Below are 16,883 nucleotides of genomic sequence, written 5' to 3' on the forward strand. Positions count from 1 at the left end.
ACGGGGTGACCGGGGCTCTCGGCTGGTCCCCGCGCGCGCCGGCCCGGCGGTGACCGCGGCCCGGGGACCGTCGTTGGCGGCATACCACTCGTGCGGCTTCCTCGCCCGGGTGGCTCTGCCGAAGGAGACCCCATGGCCGCCATCTGCCCGAACTGCCATCTGCCGGAGATGATCGCGTACGTGGTCAACGACGACGGACTGCACCCCTTTCCGTGCCTGGAGTGCAACACCGGGACCGTCCGCTCCACCCCGTACGGGCATCTCTCCGGAGCGGCACCGTGCGGCACCGACGGCTGCCGGGGATCCGTACGGGACGACTACCAGTACGACCCCAAGGGACGCCTCTCGCGCCTGGACCGCGTCAGGTGCCGGCTGTGCGCCACCGACCGGACGGGAGTGCTCCGTGCCCAGAGCGCGCCGGAACGTGCCGTGCCCGACCCCCGGCTGCCGGGGAGCGCCGTCCGGTCCCTCCGGCACGGGGGACCGCGGCGGCACCGGTGACTACACGGCCTGCCCGTTGCCCGTGCCGGCCGACGAGACCTTGATCCCCTTCAGGATCTCGTCCATGACGGACAGCTTCTGGCCGACGTCCAGGCCGAAGCGGATCACGACGATCCGCTCGGGGGCGGCGGGGGAGGGGAAGGCGACGGACTCGACGTAGCCGTCGGCGCCCTTGCTGGTGACCGCCTTCCAGCGCACCAGGTAGCCCTTCTGCCCGGCCACCGTCACCGCCTCCGAGGCCAGTTCCTCGTGCGAGGTGATGCTGCCGTAGGTGGTGCCGCCGTAGGACTCCTTGGCGTTGGCCGCGATGTCCGCCTTGGCGACCTCCTCGGGCGTCTCCCCCTTGACGCGCAGCGCCATCGCCGGAGCCGTGTAGGCGCCGCCCGCCGTGCAGGTCTGCGTCGTGTCGCCGGGGCACTTGTAGGTGTCCTTCGAGGTCACCTGCGCACCGGCGCTCATCGTCTGCCCGGTCCAGCCCTGCGGCACCGGCAGGCTGATCCCGTTGACCGGGTCCGGCACCGAGCCGCCGCCCTCGACCTCCGGTGCCCCCGACGGACCCGTGGACGGCGAGTCCCCACCGGAACCGCCCGGCCCACCGGACCCGCCTGAGCCCTCGGAACCACCCGACCCGCCGGGGCCTCCCGGGCCGCCCTGCGGGCCCCGGCCGCCGTCCCCGCCGGCCGGCCCCTGCCCCGCCCCCGCGCGGTCGCCCCCGCCGTCGTCCTGGGCCAGGGCGTACACGCCGACCCCGATGCTCGCCAGTACCGCGGCCGTCACCGCGACGGCTATCCCGGTGCGCAGCCCGCGCCGGGGCCGGGCCGGCGGCTGTGCCGGGTACGCGGGATACCCCGCGTACCCGCCGTACCCCCCTGGAGCCGGGGCGCCCGGCTGCGCCGCCTGCGATGCCTGCACCGCCTGCGGTGCCGGGGGACCCCACGGGGCGGCGGCCGTGCCCGCCGGGCGGGTCCGGTCCGTCCAGGCCGTACCGTCCCACCAGCGCTCGGTGGGCGGGGCGTCGTTCGTCTGCCCGGGGTCGGGGTACCACCCGGGAGGAGTCACCTGCGTCATGCCCCCACCGTATGAGGTGTCGGTGAAAGTGTGATGAGAGGATTCGGCGCCGGGCGGGCGGACCAGCACGATCCGCCCCGGGAAACCCGCGTTCCGGTGGCCCCCTCGTGGATCTCTCCGCGACGCCCGGCCCGGCGCCGAAGTCACCCGTGCGTACCGCCTGTCACCCGGCCGGGCAGCACCTGACCCGACCGCCCCCGCGGGCCACTCCGGACGGCTACGCTCGGTGCCTGTATGCCGTGCGGGCGACCTGGGGAGGGAACGGGATGACGGACGGACGGCCCACAGCGGCCGGCTCGGCACCCCTGTGGGAGCGGGACGCCGAGATCGCCACCGTCACGGCGGCGCTCGACGCCCTGTGCGCCGGCCGCGACGCCGCGGGCGCCCTGCTGGTCTTCCGCGGCAAGGGCGGACTCGGCAAGACCGCGCTGCTGGCCGAGACCCGCCGCATGGCCGAACGCCGCGGCTGCTCCGTCTGGTCCGCCCGCGGCGCCGAGACCCTCAGATCCGTCCCGTTCCACGTCCTGCGCCAACTGCTCCAGCCCGCCCTGCTGTCCCTCCCGCCCGACGAGCTCCGCGACCACCTCGGCGACTGGCACGACATCGCCGGCCCCGCCCTCGGCATAACCGAACCGCGCGGCGACAACGCCGACCCGCACTACGTCCGCGACGGACTCGTCTCCGCCGTACGCCGCATCGCCCGCCGCACCTGGCCGCTCGTCCTGCTGCTCGACGACGCCCACTGGGCCGACCCGGAAACCCTGCGCTGGCTCGCCGCGTTCGCCGAACGCCTGGACGACGTGCCCGTACTCGTCGTGGTCGCCCGCAGACCCGACCGGACCGGCGGGGCCGGCGCCCGCCACCTCGACGCGGTCGCCGCCGCCGCGGGCCGCCCGGTCAACGACCTGAACGCCCTCACCCCGGCCGCCACCGCCGGACTCACCCGCGCCACCCTCGGCCGGCACGCCGACGACGCGTTCTGCCGTGAGGTCTGGGCGGTCACCGACGGCAACCCCTACGAGACCGTCGAACTCCTCGCCAAGGTCCACGACAGCGAACTGGAGCCGGTCGAGGCACACGCGGGGGAGCTGCGCGCCCTCAACCGCGCGGCCCGCGGCGGCGGACTGGTCGACCGGCTCAAGGGCCTCGGCCTGGAGGCCACCCGGTTCGCCTGGGCCGCCGCGATCCTCGGCACCGGCATCACCGTCGACATGGTCGCCCGCCTCGCCACCATGGACGACGACCTCGCCCGCGACTGCGCCGACGTGCTGTGCGCCGCCCGCATCCTCACCCGCCCCGGGCCGGCCACGGGCGCCGAGGACGACACCGGCGAGCTGGAGTTCGTCCACCCGCTCATCGCCACCGACGTCTACCAGTCCATCCCCGCCGGGGTGTGCACCGCCATGCACGGCGTCGCCGCGCAGATCATCAACGAGCTGGGCCGGGGCGCCGCCGAGGCCGCCCGGCACCTGCTGAAGGTGCACCCGGACGACGACGAGGAACTCGTCGAGCAGTTGCGGCAGGCCGCCCGCGAACACCTCGCCGTCGGCGCGCCGGACGCGGCCCGCCGCTGCCTGGAACGCGCGCTGCGGGAACCGCCCCTGCCCGAGGTGCACGCCCATGTGCTGTACGAACTGGGCTGCGCCACTCTGCTGACCAGCCCCGCCGTCTCCATCGGCCAGTTGCGCAGCGCCCTCGGCACGCCCGGCCTCGACGGGGACGACCGGGTCGACGCGGTCGTCCGCCTCTCCCAGGCGCTGCTCCACAACGACCAGCTGGAGGAGGCCGTCCGCACCGTCGAGGCCGAGGCCGCCCGGCACCCGGCCGGCCCGGTGCGACTGCGGCTGCAGGCCTTCCAGTTCATGTGGGAGGGCATCCACGGCGAGACCGTCGCCCCGGCCCGCTCCCGGCGCCTCGCCGAACTCGCGAGCACCTGCACCGGCCGCGACAACGCCGAACGCGCCCTGCTGATCCTGCGCGCCTTCGATGCCATGACCCACGGCGAGAGCGCCGACGCGGTCGTCGACCTGTGCGACCGCGCCCTCGTCAACGGCCGCCTCGCGCCCGGTCTCGGCTGGACCGACACCGAGTGGGGCATGGAACTGCTGATGATGCTCGGCAGCGCGTACGCCTACGCCGACCGGCTCGACCGCGCCGAGAGCCTGTTCTCCGAAGCCCGGCGCGTCTACACCTCGGCCGGCTGGCGCGGCGTCCACCTCTCCCTGGCCAACGCCTTCCTCGGGCTCGCCTACCGCAGACAGGGCCGGCTGCGCGACGCCGAGTCCACCCTGCGCGAAGCCGTGCGGCTCGCCGAACGTCGGCCGCCGCCTGCCGTTGTACTGGTCGGCCACCTGCGGACTGGTCGACACCCTGCTGGCCCGCGGCCGGGTGGCGGAGGCATGGTCGGTCGCCGGGCAGTACGGCTTCGCACCGCCGTACCCGTCCACCATCGTGCTGCCCGACATCCGCTCCGTGCGCGGCCGGCTGCTGCTCGCCGTCGGCCGCACCGCGGAAGGCGTCGGCGAACTGGAGGCCGCCGAGAAGACCGCCGCCTCCCGCGGCGGCCACAACCCGGTCCTCGCCCCCTGGTCCGTCGACCTCGCCCGGGCCCTCGCCGCGACGGACCCGGCCCGCGCCGCCCGACTCGCCGCCGACGCCCGCAAACAGGCCGAGCGGTTCGGCACGGACACCGCCATCGGCGAGGCCCTGCGCTGCGCCGCCGCACTGGAGACCGGCCAGCGCGCGGTACGGCTCGCCGCCCGGGCCGTGGCCTACCTGGAGGCATCACCCTGCCAGTACGAGCACGCGGCGGCCCGCATCGAATACGGCATCGCCGCCGGCTCGGCAACGGACCTCACCCGAGGCCTGGAACTCGCCCGCCTCTGCGGCGCCGACGGCCTGGAGACCAAGGCCCGACAGGCGCTGGCGTCGCCACCGAACCCACACTGAGCCGGCCCCGGCACGCCCGGCGCACCGTCCACCACGGGCTGATCCCGCCTTCGCGGTGTTCATGAAGGCGGCAGGGCGCAGTCGGCGGTGTGGCGCAGCCGGAGAGAGACAGCCCCGCACACGAGCATGTACGGGGCCGTCCTCGTGGGCCGGGGTCAGAGGAGTCTGTAGCGTGCGCAGGTAGGCCCGTACCCGGCCTGTCGGGACAACTCGTCGGTGAGGGGGCGCCCGCACTCCTGGCATGTCGAAGACGGACCCCCGCCGGCCGGCCGGCACGACGCGGACGGCGACACATCCCGGTCATTCGGTCGGCCGCGGTCGAGGGCTGAGGAGACCAGAGAGGAAATGGCGACGGTCGCGAAGGTCGTGGCGATCGGCCCGAGGTGCGGGCGAGCCGCCGCAGCGGCCTTCACGGCCTGCGCGCGGACGCGGGCGGCGGCGCCCCGAAAACGGGATTCCCGCTCCTGCCGGCCGTCGTCGGTTGCCTCCACGGGGGTGCTGCGGGGCATCCACCGCGGGCGCGGGGCGTCGTCATCCATGGGGTGGCCCTTCGTAACCTGGGGGTTGATCAGACACATTGTGCGGAAACCCCGCACGTAACGTGCGGGGTTTCCGAAATCCGGGCAGGGCGATCGAGAGTCCAAGCGCGGTGTTCGCGGCCGAGACGGATGAGTGCGCCGGGGCGACGCTGCTCGGCCGACTCGCGTGCTTTGGCGGTGTTCCAGAGCGGGCCATCGGGCACGGGTCCCTCCCACGCCGCACGACTGGGCACCCCCAGGGTAGGGACGGGTCTGCGCAGCAGTCGAGGCGTCTTGCACGACGTGCAAAGCCATTGCACACCAGGACAGCGGATCACCGTCGGGCCGAGCGGTGCGGTGTGCTGGGGACAGCGCCCCGGATTTCGGGGCACCGTCCACTGGAGGGATCATGGAAACGGCTGTCGTAGGTCCCCTGACCACCGACCCGGTGACCGGGCCGGCCCGGTCCGTGCGGGACGTCGTCCCGGCCGACCTGTGGGAGAAGCAGGTCAGGCTCCTCATGCGTGACTACCCGTACGACTCGGTCATGGCGGCCCGGGTCCTCGGCCAGGGCTACGCCTACCTGCTGACCGCGATGAACCACCGGGGCGAGGCACGGGGGCTCGCGCCCGGCAAGCTGGTCGACATCGGCGTTCACACGATCATCCTGGACACCGTGGCGTATGCCGAGCTGTGCGACCGGTTCAACGGCGGGTACTTCTTGCATCACGTGCCCGAGGCCGAGATGAAGAACGACGGCTCGGTGATGAGGACAGCCGGTATCGTCGCGGCCGACGGCTGGGAGGTCGACCTTCCGCTGTGGGCGGACGCCGGCACGTGCGGTCCGTGTCACCCGGGCAACGACTCGCACTGACGCGGGACGGAGAGCCGGGGCTGCGGCCGGCAACGGCCTGCGGCCCCGGCCTGCCGCGGGGGTGAGATCTTCCGGATTCGGCACGGCGCTGTGCCGCGCCTGCCAGGATGCTGCGGGTGTCGACCACCACAGACCTCTGGTACCACTACGGCCGCAGCCGTGCCGGACACGACCGCGCCGTCCCCGAGACCTTCTCCTGGGCATGGAGCCAGGACGGCGGCCCCGGCCCGGAGCTGCTGGGCGATCTGGCCGGGGCCGCCGTCGGTGACCTCGGCGCCGGAGCCGCCCGGCACGCCGCCTGCCTGGCCACTCACCGTCTTCTCGCGCGCGTCGACGCCGTGGATGCCTCACCCGCGCAGCACGCCATGGCCACGGACCTGTTCGGCCACCTCGCACCCCGCCTGCGCGTCGTCCGTCGCGATGCCGTGCGACACCTGCTGGATACGGCCGGCACCTACGACGTGCTGTACAGCGTCTTCGGCGCGGTCGACTTCACCGACCCGCGAGAACTGCTCCCGGCGGCGGCCGGAGCCCTGCGGCCCGGCGGCCGACTGGTGTTCTCGACCCTCGCCCACTACCTGGGCGGTGCGCCCGCCGAGCCCGATGTCGTGCCGGCCGAGATCGCGGCACGGACCCCAGGCGGGGAGACCACCACGATGCGCCGATGGGTGCTCCAGGAACACGTCTGGACGAAGGTCTTGGACGAGTCCGGATTCACCGGCATCAGCACCGACACGTTGCCGTCGCCCACCGACGCGCCGCACAGCGCGACCACTTTGCTCATCAGGGCGGTCCGACGGGCTTGAACGACCCGGACACGGACACGCCGCCGGCCCAGGCGCACCGCACCGCCAGGAAACGAGCCGCCGCCGAACGTACGACTGGCAAGAGCGTCCTCGCCGCCGGTCAGCCCGGTTCCTCCTCGGTGAGGACCCGTTGGGCCGTTGCGAAGGCCGAGTTGGCGGCCGGTACCCCGCAGTACACGGCGGTCTGCATCAGGACCGCGCCGATCTCCTCCGGTGTCAGCCCGTTGCGCCTCGCCGCCCGGACGTGCATCGCCAGCTCGTCGTAGTGGCCGTGCGCGACCAGCGCGGTCAGCGTGATCATGCTGCGCTCGCGGCGCGACAGCGTCGGGTCGGTCCAGATCTCGCCCCACGCGTAGCGGGAGATGAAGTCCTGGAAGCGGGCGGTGAACGGGGTCTGCCGGGCCTGCGCGCGGTCCACATGGGCGTCGCCCAGCACCTGGCGGCGCACCGCGAGACCACCTGCCGGCGGCCCGTCGAGCTGGGTGCGCAGCGCCGCCAGCACCGCCCCGGGGACCTGCGCCGGCGCCAGATGGGAAGCCCCGGGCAGCTCCACCAGCGTCGCCCCCGGCACCGCGTCCGCGATCTCCCTCAGATGCGCGGGCGGCGTCGCGGGATCCTCCCGCCCGGCCACGAGCAGCGTCGGTACGGTGATCCCGGCGAGCCGGTCGCGCAGGTCGAACGCGGCGAGCGCGTCACAGCAGGCGGCGTACGCCTCCGGGTCGGCCGTCCGGTGGTCCCGGACCAGTTCCGGCACGCTGAACCCGGGCGTGAACCAGCGCGCGTCGGCGCTCTCGGCCAGCCACTCCAGGCCCTCGCGGCGCACCCGCTCCGCCCGCTCCCGCCAGGGCGCCGCCCCGCCGAAGTGGGCCGAGGAGCACAGCACGGCCAGCGAGGTCAGCCGCTCGGGGTGGTGCACGGCCAGGTGCAGACCGACCGCGCCGCCCAGGGACACGCCCGCGTAGGCGAACCGGTCGACGCCGAGCGCGTCGGCGAGCGCCAGCACCAGCGCGGCCAGGTCGCCGACGGTCGCACCCGGCCCGATCAGATCCGCCGCCGAACCGCCGTGCCCCGGCAGATCCCAGCGGATCACCCGGTGGCTCGCGGACAGTTCGGGCGCCACCTGGTCCCACAGGGCGAGCGAGGTGCCCAGCGAGGGCCCGAGCAGCAGCGGTGTCGCGGAAGCGGCGCCTTCCGCACGGTGGTTGAGGTGGGTCACGGTCAACGTCGCTCCAGAGCACGATCGGTGAGGATGCCGGCGAAACCGGTGTACCGGGCGGGGTCGGTCGCCTCCGCCAGGTCGATGCCCGCCAACTCTTCTTGTTCTTCGAGGAGTTCACGCAGCGGGCGGTTCTCGGAGTGGGCCCGGCGGGCCAGTTCTGTCAGCAGCTCCTTGGCCCGCGCCCGGCCGAGTACGGGCGTGAGGACGGCGGTCAGCCGCTCGGAGACGATCAGTCCCCGGGTACGGCCGAGATCGCGGCCCATCGCGTCCGGGTGCACCCGCAGCCCCTCGGCCAGCTCCGCCGCCTGCCCGGCCGCGCCGCCCACCAGCCGGAGCAGATCGCGCAGCGGCTCCCACTCGGCGTGCCAGGCGCCGGCCGGCCGCTCGTCCTCGGCGGCCAGACAGCCGTACAGCGTTGCCGCGAGCTGGGGAGCGCGCCGCGCGGCGGACGCCAGGAGCGTGGCGCGCACCGGGTTCGCCTTGTGCGGCATGGCGGACGAGCCACCGCCGCTGCCCTCGCTCACCTCGCCGATCTCGGTGCGCGACAGCGTCAGCACGTCCACGGCGAGCTTGCCCAGCGCGCCCGCCGTGAAGGCCAGGCACCCGGCCAGGTCCGCGATCGGCGTGCGCAGCGTGTGCCACGGCAACGCCGGTGCCGCCAGCCCGACTTCACGGGCGTACGCCTCCGTCAGGACGGCCGGGTCCGGGGCGCCGTACGCCTCGAAGGCCGCCAGGGTGCCGGCCGCCCCGCCGAGCTGGACGGGGAGCGCATCGCGTACCCGGGTGAGGCGGTCGCGCGCGTCCAGGACCAGCGCGCGCCAGCCGGCCGCCTTCAGCCCGAACGTGGTCGGGACGGCGTGCTGGGTGAGCGTCCGGCCCGGCAGCACGGTGTCCCGGTGCCCGGCCGCGAGGCGGGCCAGCGCCCGCTCGACGCGCCCGAGATCGGCCAGGACGGGGCCGAGGGTGCGCACGGCGACCAGCATCGTCGCCGTGTCCATGATGTCCTGGCTGGTGGCACCCCGGTGCACATAGGGGCCGTACTCGGCGCCGACCGCCGCGGTCAGGTCGGCGGCCAGCGGGATCACCGGATTGCCGCCGCCGGCGGCGCGGGCGGCCAGGGAACCGAGGTCGAACCGGGCCGGGTCGGCCGCCTCGGTCACCGCCGCCGCGGCCTTCGGCGGGGCGAGCCCCAGCGCGGCCTGCGCCCGGGTCAGCGCGGCCTCGGCGTCGAGCAGCGCCCGCAGATACGCGGGGTCGCCCGTCTCGGACACGGCGTCCGCCGCCCCCCGCCCGGGGGCCAGCAGACCGGTGTCGGTGCAGGAAGGGAACTCGGATGTCACTGGAACTCCAGGAAGACCGTCTCGCCCTCGCCCTGAAGGCGGATGTCGAAACGGTAGGTGCCGTTCCCCTCGTCCTCCGCGATCAGCGTGTCCCGCCGGTCGCCCACCCGGGTGAGCAGCGGGTCGGCGGCCAGCGCGGCGTCGTCACCCGGCAGGTAGACCCGCGTGAACAGGTGTACGAGCAGCCCCCGCGCGAAGACGCAGACACTGAGGTAGGGCGCGCTGCGCCCGCGTGCGCCGGGGCGCAGCGTACGCGCGTACCAGTGCCCGTTCGCATCCGTCTGGATCCGTCCCCAGCCGGTGAACTCCACCCCGTTGCGGCCCAGGAAGCCACCCGTGGCCGGGTCCCGCCGCAGCGCGCCGTCCACCCGCGGCACCGTGCCGTCGGGCCGCGGACCCCACACCTCCAGCAGCGCGTCGGGCAGCGGATCGCCCGCGCCGTCGAGGACGTAGCCGTGCACGGTGACGGTGTCCGGATGACCGAGGGGGGCGATCTCCTCGCCGCCGCGGAACGGCAGCGCGTACCCGTAGAACGGGCCGACCGTGTGGGACGGGGTGGGCAGCACCTGCTCCGGGCTGCCCGGGTCGATCAGCGTCATGGCGGTCAGCGTCCTTCTTCGATCCAGGTGGCGGCCGGGCCGTCCAGCACGATGTCCCAGCGGTAGCCCAGGGAGAACTCGGGCACCGACAGGCCGTGGTCGTACGTGGCGACAAGCCGCTGCCGGGCCGCCTCGTCCGTCACCGACTGCAGGATCGGGTCGTAGGGGAACAGCGGGTCGTTCGGGAAGTACATCTGGGTCACCAGCCGCTGGGTGAACGCCGTGCCGAACACCGAGAAGTGGATATGGGCCGGGCGCCAGGCGTTCACATGGTTGCGCCAGGGGTAGGGGCCCGGCTGGATGGTGGTGAAGTGATAACGGCCCTCGGCGTCGGTGAGGGTACGGCCGACACCGGTGAAGTTCGGGTCCAGCGGCGCGTCGTGCTGCTCGCGCCGGTGGGCGTACCGGCCGGCCGAGTTGGCCTGCCAGATCTCGATCAGCTGACCGCGCACCGGGCGCCCGTCGCGGTCCAGCAGCCGCCCGGAGACCGTGATGCGCTCGCCGACGGGCTCCCCGGTGTGCTGCCGGGTGAGGTCGTTGTCGGTCTCGGTGATGTCCCGCTCCCCGAAGGCGGGGGAGCGCAGCTCCACCAGCTCCGGGTCCTGGCGCGTGTCGATCGCCACCAGGGGCTGCTTGGGATGGCGCAGCACGGAGGAGCGGTACGGCGCGTAGTCGCGGCGCGGATGGTGCTCGACGGGCGCGCCGTCGGCGAGGCGCTTGGCGTACGCGACGCGCTCGGCGGCCATCTCCTGGTCGATGTCCCGCTGGGTGAGAGTCATGGGTACCTGAGGCTTCCTTATCGTTCGAGGACGAGGGCGAGGCCCTGGCCCACGCCGATGCAGAGGGTGGCCACGCCGGTGCCGGAGCCGCGGCGGGCGAGCTGGTGGGCGACGGTCCCGGCGAGCCGGGCCCCGGAGGCGCCGAGCGGGTGGCCGAGCGCGATGGCGCCGCCCTGCGGGTTGAGGACCGCCGGGTCGAACTCCGGCCATTCGGCGAGGCAGCCCAGCACCTGGGCGGCGAACGCCTCGTTCAGCTCCAGCACCGACAGATCGCCGAAGCCCTTGCCGGCCTTGGCGAGGGCCCGGTTGACGGCCTCCACGGGAGCCAGCCCGAAGAACTGGGGGTCGGTCGCGGAGAGGCCGGTCGCGCTGATCCGGGCCAGCGGCCCCCGGCCGGTGGCCCGCAGCCCCTCCTCGTCGGCGAGGAGCAGGGCCGCCGCGCCGTCGTTGAGGGGGGAGGCGTTGCCCGCGGTGACCGTGCCGCCCTCGGCGCGGAAGGCGGGCTTCAGCTTCGCCATGGCGGCGAGGGAGGCGTCCGGCCGTACGCACTCGTCGGCGCCGAAAGCGACCGGCTCGCCCTTGCGCTGGGGCACCGGCACCGGCACCGACACCGACTCGGCGTCGAACAGGCCCTGTTCCCGAGCGGTGACGGCCTTGCGGTGGGAGGCCAGCGCGAACTCGTCCTGCCGCTCGCGGCTGATGCCGTGCTTGTCGGCGATTCTCTCGGCGCTCTCGCCCAGCGGGATGGTCCACTGCGGGTCCATCCGCGGGTTGACCATGCGCCAGCCGAGCGTGGTCGAGTACAGCTCGGTGTGGGCGGCCGGGAACGGGCTGTCCGGCTTCGGCAGGACGTACGGCGCCCGGGTCATGGACTCCACCCCGCCGGCCACGGCGAGGGACGCGTCACCCAGGGCGATGGCCCGGGCCGCCTGGATCACCGCCTCCAGGCCGGAGGCGCACAGCCGGTTCACGGTCACGCCGGGCACGGAGGTGGGGAGCCCGGCGAGCAGGGAGGCCATACGGGCGACGTTGCGGTTCTCCTCGCCAGCGCCGTTGGCGTTGCCGAGGTAGACGTCGTCGATCCGGGCCGGATCCAGCTCCGGGGTGCGGGCGAGCAGCGCGCGGAGGGTGTGGGCGGCCAGGTCGTCGGGGCGGACGCCGGCCAGGGCGCCGTTGTACCGGCCGAAAGGGGTGCGGACGGCGTCGACGATGTAGACGGGTTTTGGAGTGTGAGCGGTGTTCACAGGGTGGGCGCCTTTGCGGTGTGAGCGGGGTTCACGGCGACGGGGCTGGCGGTGGAGTGGGCGGTGTGAGCGGGGTTAACGGCGACGGGGGTGGCGGTGGCGTGAGCCATGTGAGCGGGGTTCACAGCACCGCCGTCGGTGGCGGCGTGCGCGGCAGGATTCGCAGCGCCGATGCCGGTGGTGGCGTGAGCTATGTGAGCCGGGTTCACAGCACCGCAGCCGGTGGCGGCGTGCCCGGCAGGGTTTACAGCGCCGATGCCGGCGGTGGCGTAACCCGTGTGAGCGCGGTTCACAGCAAACCCTCCGCAACGCTCAGTTCCGCGTCCGTCCTGGCGATGACCTCGTCCACGCTCACACCCGGCGCGGTCTCCGTCAGCGTCAGCCCCTCCGTGGTGACGTCCAGCACCGCCAGATCCGTGATGACTCGGTTCACACACCCCTTGCCTGTCAACGGCAGCGTGCACTCCTTGAGGATCTTCGCCGAGCCGTCCTTCGCGGTGTGCGTCATCACCACGATCACCTGCCGGGCACCGTGCACCAGGTCCATCGCGCCCCCGATCCCGGTGACCAGCTTCCCGGGCACCGCCCAGTTGGCCAGGTCGCCCCCGGCGGACACCTGCATCGCGCCGAGCACGGCCACGTCGATATGCCCGCCCCGGATCATCGCGAAGGACAGCGCCGAGTCGAAGAAGGAGGCGCCCGGCAGCACCGTCACGGTCTCCTTGCCCGCGTTGATCAGATCGGGGTCGACCTGGTCCTCCGTGGGATACGGGCCGGTGCCCAGAATGCCGTTCTCCGACTCCAGCACCACCTCGACCCCTTCGGGGAGGTGGTTCGGGATCAGCGTGGGCAGACCGATCCCCAGGTTCACGTACTGGCCGTCCCGCAGTTCACGGGCCGCGCGGGCGGCCATCTCCTCGCGTGTCCAGGCCATCAGCCGCTCACCGTCCGGAACTCGATCCGCTTGTCCGCCGCCTGCTCCTCGGTGAGCGGCACCACCCGCTGCACGAAGACGCCCGGCACGTGCACCGCGTCCGGATCGATCGTGCCGGGCTCGACCAGCTCCTCCACCTCGGCGATCGTGATCCGGCCGGCCATCGCGGCCAACGGGTTGAAGTTCCGCGCCGCCCTGCGGAACACCAGATTGCCGTGCCGGTCCCCGCGCGCGGCCCTGACCAGCGCGAAGTCGGTGCGGATGCCCCGCTCCAGCACGTACTCCACGCCGTCGAACTCCCGCACCTCCTTCGGCGGCGAGGCCAGCGCGACCCCGCCCGAGCCGTCGTAGCGCCAGGGCAGTCCGCCCTCGGCGACCTGGGTGCCGACGCCGGCCGGGGTGTAGAAGGCGGGGATGCCGGCGCCGCCCGCGCGCAGCCGCTCGGCCAGCGTGCCCTGCGGGATCAGCTCCAGCTCCAGCTCACCGGCCAGGTACTGGCGGGCGAACTCCTTGTTGCCGCCGATGTACGAGCCGGTCACCCGGGCGATCCGGCCCGCGGCCAGCAGCACCGCGAGCCCGGACTCCATGGCCCCGCAGTTGTTCGACACCACCTTCAGCCCGCCGGTACCGCGCTCGTACAGCGCCTGGATCAGCACGTTCGGCACCCCGCTGAGCCCGAACCCGCCGACGGCGAGGGACGCGCCGTCCGGCACATCGGCCACCGCCTCGCCGGCGGTGGCCACCACCTTGTCCATCTGTGAAGCTCCGTCTCTCCGGCACCCAGATAGTCAGGGCACTGAGTATTTCGTGAGGTGCCGCTCACGCTGCCACCGGAGACGAAGGCCGTCAAGACCTGGATTTTTGCGCGCTCACAGAACAAGACACCCGGTTCGTCGGCCGGGTATCGTTCAGTGCAGCAACGAATCGATCAGGGGAGCGCACATGGCCGCGGTGGATCTCACCACCCATCCCGGACACCTCGCCCGGCGGCTCCAGCAGGCGCACTACCTGCTGTGGAACGCGATGGTCTCGGAGGAGATCACCTCGCCGCAGTTCGCGGTCATGAACGCACTCGTCGCCGAGCCCGGACTCGACCAGCGGACCGTGGGGGAGCGGGTGGGCCTGGACCGGTCCACCATCGCCGAGGTGATCAGCCGGCTCGACCGCCGGGAGCTGCTCCACAAGGTGCGCGACCCGCGCGACGGCCGCCGCTTCCTGCTCCGCCTCACCGACGAGGGCGCCCGCACCCACCGCAGGCTGTCCGTCCGCACCGCCCGGATGAACCAGGTCTTCCTCGCCCCGCTGTCCGCCGAGGAGCAGACCGTGTTCTTCGACCTGATCCGCCGGGTCGCCGACGCGGCCGAGAGCCTGCGCAACCCGGCCGAGCCTCCGCGCGGTCCGGCCGAGCCGCTGGCCACCCAGGGCTGACCGCCTTACGGTCACCGCCCCGCCGCGGACCTCGTCCATGCCAGGTGCCAGGTGCCAGGTGCCAGGTGCCAGTGGTCACGTGCCGGGCCCCGGGTGCCGGCTGCCAGGTACCGGGTGCCGACTGCCGGTACCGGCGCCCTGCCCCGATCGTCAGGTGCCGTGCGCCGGAGGCGATCGCTGGGTTCGGCCCCGGTGCGCCCGGGTACCCGGCCGCCACCGCACACGGACGAGGCCGAACGTGACCTAGGGAGTGCGACTCATGAAGGCAGTCACCTGGCAGGGCAAGCGGGACGTCCGGGTCGAGGACGTGCCCGACCCCCGGATCGAGGAACCCACGGATGCCGTCATCCGCGTGACGTCCACCGGACTGTGCGGCTCCGACCTGCACCTGTACGAGGTGCTCACCCCGTTCATGACGCCCGGCGACATCCTCGGTCACGAACCCATGGGCATCGTGGAGGAGGTCGGCCCAGAGGTGCCGGACCTGCGCCCCGGCGACCGGGTGGTGGTGCCCTTCCAGATCGCCTGCGGGCACTGCTTCATGTGCGACACGGGCCTGCCCACCCAGTGCGAGACGACCCAGGTCACCGGCGAGGGCATGGGCGCGGCCCTGTTCGGCTACACCCGCCTGTACGGTGCCGTGCCCGGCGGCCAGGCCGAGTACCTACGGGTCCCGCAGGCGCAGTTCGGCCCGATCAAGGTGCCCGAGGGGCCGCCGGACGACCGGTTCGTCTACCTCTCCGACGTGCTGCCCACCGCCTGGCAGGCCGTCGAGTACGCCGCCGTCCCGCCCGGCGGCACCCTCGCCGTCCTCGGCCTCGGCCCGATCGGCGACATGGCCTGCCGGATCGCCAGGGCCCGTGGCGCGGAACGCGTCTTCGGCGTGGACCTGGTGCCCGAGCGGCTGGCCCGGGCCCAGCGGCGCGGGGTCGAGACGTACGACCTCAGGGCCTTCGACGACGAGAAGGAGCTGGTCCACGCGATCCGGGAGGTGACCGGCGGCCGGGGCCCGGACGCCGTGATCGACGCGGTGGGCACCGAGGCACACGGCAGCGCCGCCGCCAAGCTCGCCCAGACGGCGACCGCGATGATGCCCCGCAAACTCAGCGGTCCGCTCGCCGAACGCTTCAGCGTCGACCGGCTGGGCGCCCTGTACATGGCGATCGACCTGGTCCGCCGTGGCGGCACGATCTCGCTCAGCGGCGTCTACGGCGGCATGGCCGACCCGATGCCGATGCTCACCCTCTTCGACAAGCAGATCCAGCTCCGCATGGGCCAGGCCAACGTCCGCCGCTGGACCGACCGGATCATCCCCTTCCTCACGGACGAGGACCCGCTCGGCGTGGACGACTTCGCCACCCACCGGCTGCCGCTGGCGGAGGCGCCGCACGCCTACGAGATGTTCCAGCGCAAGCAGGACGGCGCCGTCAAGGTCCTCATGCAGCCGTAGCGCGCAGGCCCATGCGGCCGTAGCGCGTACCGGTTACGGGCGCTCGGCCGTGCCCCCGTGGGCCTTCTCGCCGAGCACTTCCGCCAGGTCGTAGCGCACCGGCTCCTCCAGCTGGGCGTAGGTGCAGCTCTCCGGTGTGCGGTCCGGGCGCCAGCGGCGGAAGCGGGCGGTGTGCCGGAAACGCTGCCCGTTCTCCATGTGGTCGTAGGCCACTTCGGCCACCCGCTCCGGCCGCAGCGGCACCCAGGACAGGTCCTTCTTCCCGGACCAGCGGCTCGGCGCGCCCGGCAGCCGGGCCGTCTCGTGCGCGGCCTCGTCCGTCCACGCGGCCCACGGGTGCCCCGAGACGTCGTCCATCCGCAGCGGTTCGAGCTCCTCGACCAGTTCGGCGCGCGTCTTCATGGAGAACGCGGCCGACACGCCGACGTGCTGGAGCCGGCCCCGCTCGTCGTGGAGGCCCAGCAGCAGCGAGCCCACCACCGGGCCGCTCTTGTGGAGGCGGTACCCGGCGACGACGACGTCCGCCGTCCGCTCGTGCTTGACCTTGAACATGGCCCGTTCGTCCTGGAGATAGCGCAGGTCCGGCGGTTTGGCCACGACCCCGTCCAGTCCGGCGCCCTCGAACTGCTCGAACCAGTGCCGGGCCACCTCGATGTCGGCCGTCGAGGGCGCCAGATGCACCGGCGGGGTCGCGTCCGCGAGGGCCCGGTCCAGCAGGGCGCGGCGGTCGGTCAGCGGCACGTCGAGCAGCGCGTGGTCGTCCAGGGCCAGCAGGTCGAAGGCGACGAAGGAGGCCGGGTTCTTCTCGGCCAGCATCCGCACCCGGGAGGCGGCCGGGTGGATGCGCTCGGTCAGCGCGTCGAAGTCCAGCCGCCCGCCGCGCGCGATCACGATCTCCCCGTCCAGCACGCACCGCTCGGGCACCCGCTCCTTCAGCGCCTCGACCAGCTCGGGAAAATACCTGGTCAGCGGCTTGCCGGTGCGGCTGCCCAGCTCGACCTCGGCCCCGTCGCGGAAGACGATCGACCGGAAGCCGTCCCACTTCGCCTCGTAGTGCATGCCCGGCGGGATCTTCGCCACCGACTTGGCGAGCATCGGCTTCACGGGCGGCATGACGGGCAGGTCCATGCCTTTGATTCTGCTCGCATACATAGGGCTTCGCCCGGTATGCGAG

The 16,883-nt window shown here is 73.5% G+C and carries 15 protein-coding genes and 1 pseudogene; 6 read left to right on the forward strand and 10 right to left on the reverse strand.

Features of this window, described 5'->3' with window-relative positions:
- Positions 1 to 132 precede the first annotated feature (132 nt).
- The gene (locus IH25_RS38720; RefSeq protein ID WP_051754261.1) at positions 133 to 501 is read left to right on the forward strand and encodes a hypothetical protein; all 369 of its coding nucleotides are present in this window, start codon (positions 133 to 135) and stop codon (positions 499 to 501) included.
- On the opposite strand, the gene IH25_RS0131015 is transcribed toward IH25_RS38720, so the two are convergent.
- A complete protein-coding gene (locus tag IH25_RS0131015; RefSeq protein ID WP_030618184.1) occupies positions 502 to 1,569 on the reverse strand; it encodes a DUF2510 domain-containing protein in 1,068 nt (355 codons plus the stop codon). It abuts the gene before it with no gap.
- 266 nt (positions 1,570 to 1,835) lie between these two features.
- On the opposite strand from IH25_RS0131015, the pseudogene IH25_RS37975 reads away from it, so the two are divergent.
- Positions 1,836 to 4,518 (forward strand): annotated as a pseudogene (locus tag IH25_RS37975) (ATP-binding protein).
- 155 nt (positions 4,519 to 4,673) lie between these two features.
- Here IH25_RS37975 and IH25_RS43140 read toward each other — a convergent pair.
- Complete coding sequence (locus tag IH25_RS43140) at positions 4,674 to 5,558, reverse strand: DUF6011 domain-containing protein (RefSeq protein ID WP_369405231.1); 885 nt, start codon at positions 5,556 to 5,558, stop codon at positions 4,674 to 4,676.
- On the opposite strand from IH25_RS43140, the gene IH25_RS0131030 reads away from it, so the two are divergent.
- Positions 5,446 to 5,910 carry a glycine-rich domain-containing protein gene (locus tag IH25_RS0131030; RefSeq protein ID WP_030618190.1) on the forward strand — a complete coding sequence of 155 codons (465 nt, stop codon included), beginning with the start codon at positions 5,446 to 5,448 and terminating at the stop codon, positions 5,908 to 5,910. The two genes, IH25_RS43140 and IH25_RS0131030, sit on opposite strands and share 113 nt — an antisense overlap.
- 107 nt (positions 5,911 to 6,017) lie before the next feature.
- Positions 6,018 to 6,716, forward strand: coding sequence for a class I SAM-dependent methyltransferase (locus IH25_RS0131035; RefSeq protein ID WP_030618192.1), 699 nt, complete (start codon positions 6,018 to 6,020; stop codon positions 6,714 to 6,716).
- A gap of 100 nt (positions 6,717 to 6,816) precedes the next feature.
- Here the strand turns inward: IH25_RS0131035 and pcaDC are convergent, their stop codons facing one another.
- The 7 genes from pcaDC to IH25_RS0131070 all read right to left on the reverse strand — a co-directional run bounded on the left by pcaDC (position 6,817) and on the right by IH25_RS0131070 (position 13,586).
- Positions 6,817 to 7,938: a bifunctional 3-oxoadipate enol-lactonase/4-carboxymuconolactone decarboxylase PcaDC gene (gene pcaDC, locus IH25_RS0131040; RefSeq protein ID WP_030618195.1), complete on the reverse strand. Its 1,122-nt coding sequence runs from the start codon at positions 7,936 to 7,938 to the stop codon at positions 6,817 to 6,819.
- The gene (gene pcaB, locus IH25_RS0131045; RefSeq protein ID WP_030618198.1) at positions 7,935 to 9,275 is read right to left on the reverse strand and encodes a 3-carboxy-cis,cis-muconate cycloisomerase; all 1,341 of its coding nucleotides are present in this window, start codon (positions 9,273 to 9,275) and stop codon (positions 7,935 to 7,937) included. The genes pcaDC and pcaB overlap by 4 nt, the downstream gene beginning before the upstream one ends.
- On the reverse strand, positions 9,272 to 9,874 hold the full coding sequence (pcaG, locus tag IH25_RS0131050; protein WP_030618200.1) for a protocatechuate 3,4-dioxygenase subunit alpha: 603 nt from the start codon (positions 9,872 to 9,874) through the stop codon (positions 9,272 to 9,274). Before pcaG ends, pcaB begins: the two co-directional genes overlap by 4 nt.
- 5 nt (positions 9,875 to 9,879) lie before the next feature.
- Entirely contained in the window at positions 9,880 to 10,653 is a 774-nt protein-coding gene (pcaH, locus tag IH25_RS0131055; RefSeq protein ID WP_030618205.1) for a protocatechuate 3,4-dioxygenase subunit beta, read from the reverse strand.
- A gap of 17 nt (positions 10,654 to 10,670) precedes the next feature.
- A complete protein-coding gene (locus IH25_RS0131060) occupies positions 10,671 to 11,897 on the reverse strand; it encodes a thiolase family protein (protein WP_030618209.1) in 1,227 nt (408 codons plus the stop codon).
- Between the two features lie 289 nt (positions 11,898 to 12,186).
- Entirely contained in the window at positions 12,187 to 12,831 is a 645-nt protein-coding gene (locus IH25_RS0131065; protein ID WP_030618212.1) for a CoA transferase subunit B, read from the reverse strand.
- Positions 12,831 to 13,586 carry a CoA transferase subunit A gene (locus IH25_RS0131070; protein ID WP_030618215.1) on the reverse strand — a complete coding sequence of 252 codons (756 nt, stop codon included), beginning with the start codon at positions 13,584 to 13,586 and terminating at the stop codon, positions 12,831 to 12,833. Before IH25_RS0131070 ends, IH25_RS0131065 begins: the two co-directional genes overlap by 1 nt.
- A 187-nt stretch (positions 13,587 to 13,773) precedes the next feature.
- On the opposite strand from IH25_RS0131070, the gene IH25_RS0131075 reads away from it, so the two are divergent.
- Both IH25_RS0131075 and IH25_RS0131080 read left to right on the forward strand, forming a co-directional pair.
- Positions 13,774 to 14,259: a MarR family winged helix-turn-helix transcriptional regulator gene (locus IH25_RS0131075; protein WP_030618216.1), complete on the forward strand. Its 486-nt coding sequence runs from the start codon at positions 13,774 to 13,776 to the stop codon at positions 14,257 to 14,259.
- A gap of 259 nt (positions 14,260 to 14,518) precedes the next feature.
- Positions 14,519 to 15,709, forward strand: a complete 1,191-nt coding sequence (locus IH25_RS0131080; RefSeq protein ID WP_030618219.1) for a zinc-dependent alcohol dehydrogenase — start codon at positions 14,519 to 14,521, stop codon at positions 15,707 to 15,709.
- 33 nt (positions 15,710 to 15,742) lie between these two features.
- Here IH25_RS0131080 and IH25_RS0131085 read toward each other — a convergent pair whose 3' ends face one another.
- On the reverse strand, positions 15,743 to 16,837 hold the full coding sequence (locus IH25_RS0131085; RefSeq protein WP_030618222.1) for an ATP-dependent DNA ligase: 1,095 nt from the start codon (positions 16,835 to 16,837) through the stop codon (positions 15,743 to 15,745).
- Between the last annotated feature and the right edge of the window lie 46 nt (positions 16,838 to 16,883).

Origin of the sequence: Streptomyces achromogenes subsp. achromogenes (assembly GCF_000720835.1) — a bacterium.
GTDB classification, from domain to species: Bacteria; Actinomycetota; Actinomycetes; order Streptomycetales; family Streptomycetaceae; genus Streptomyces; species Streptomyces achromogenes.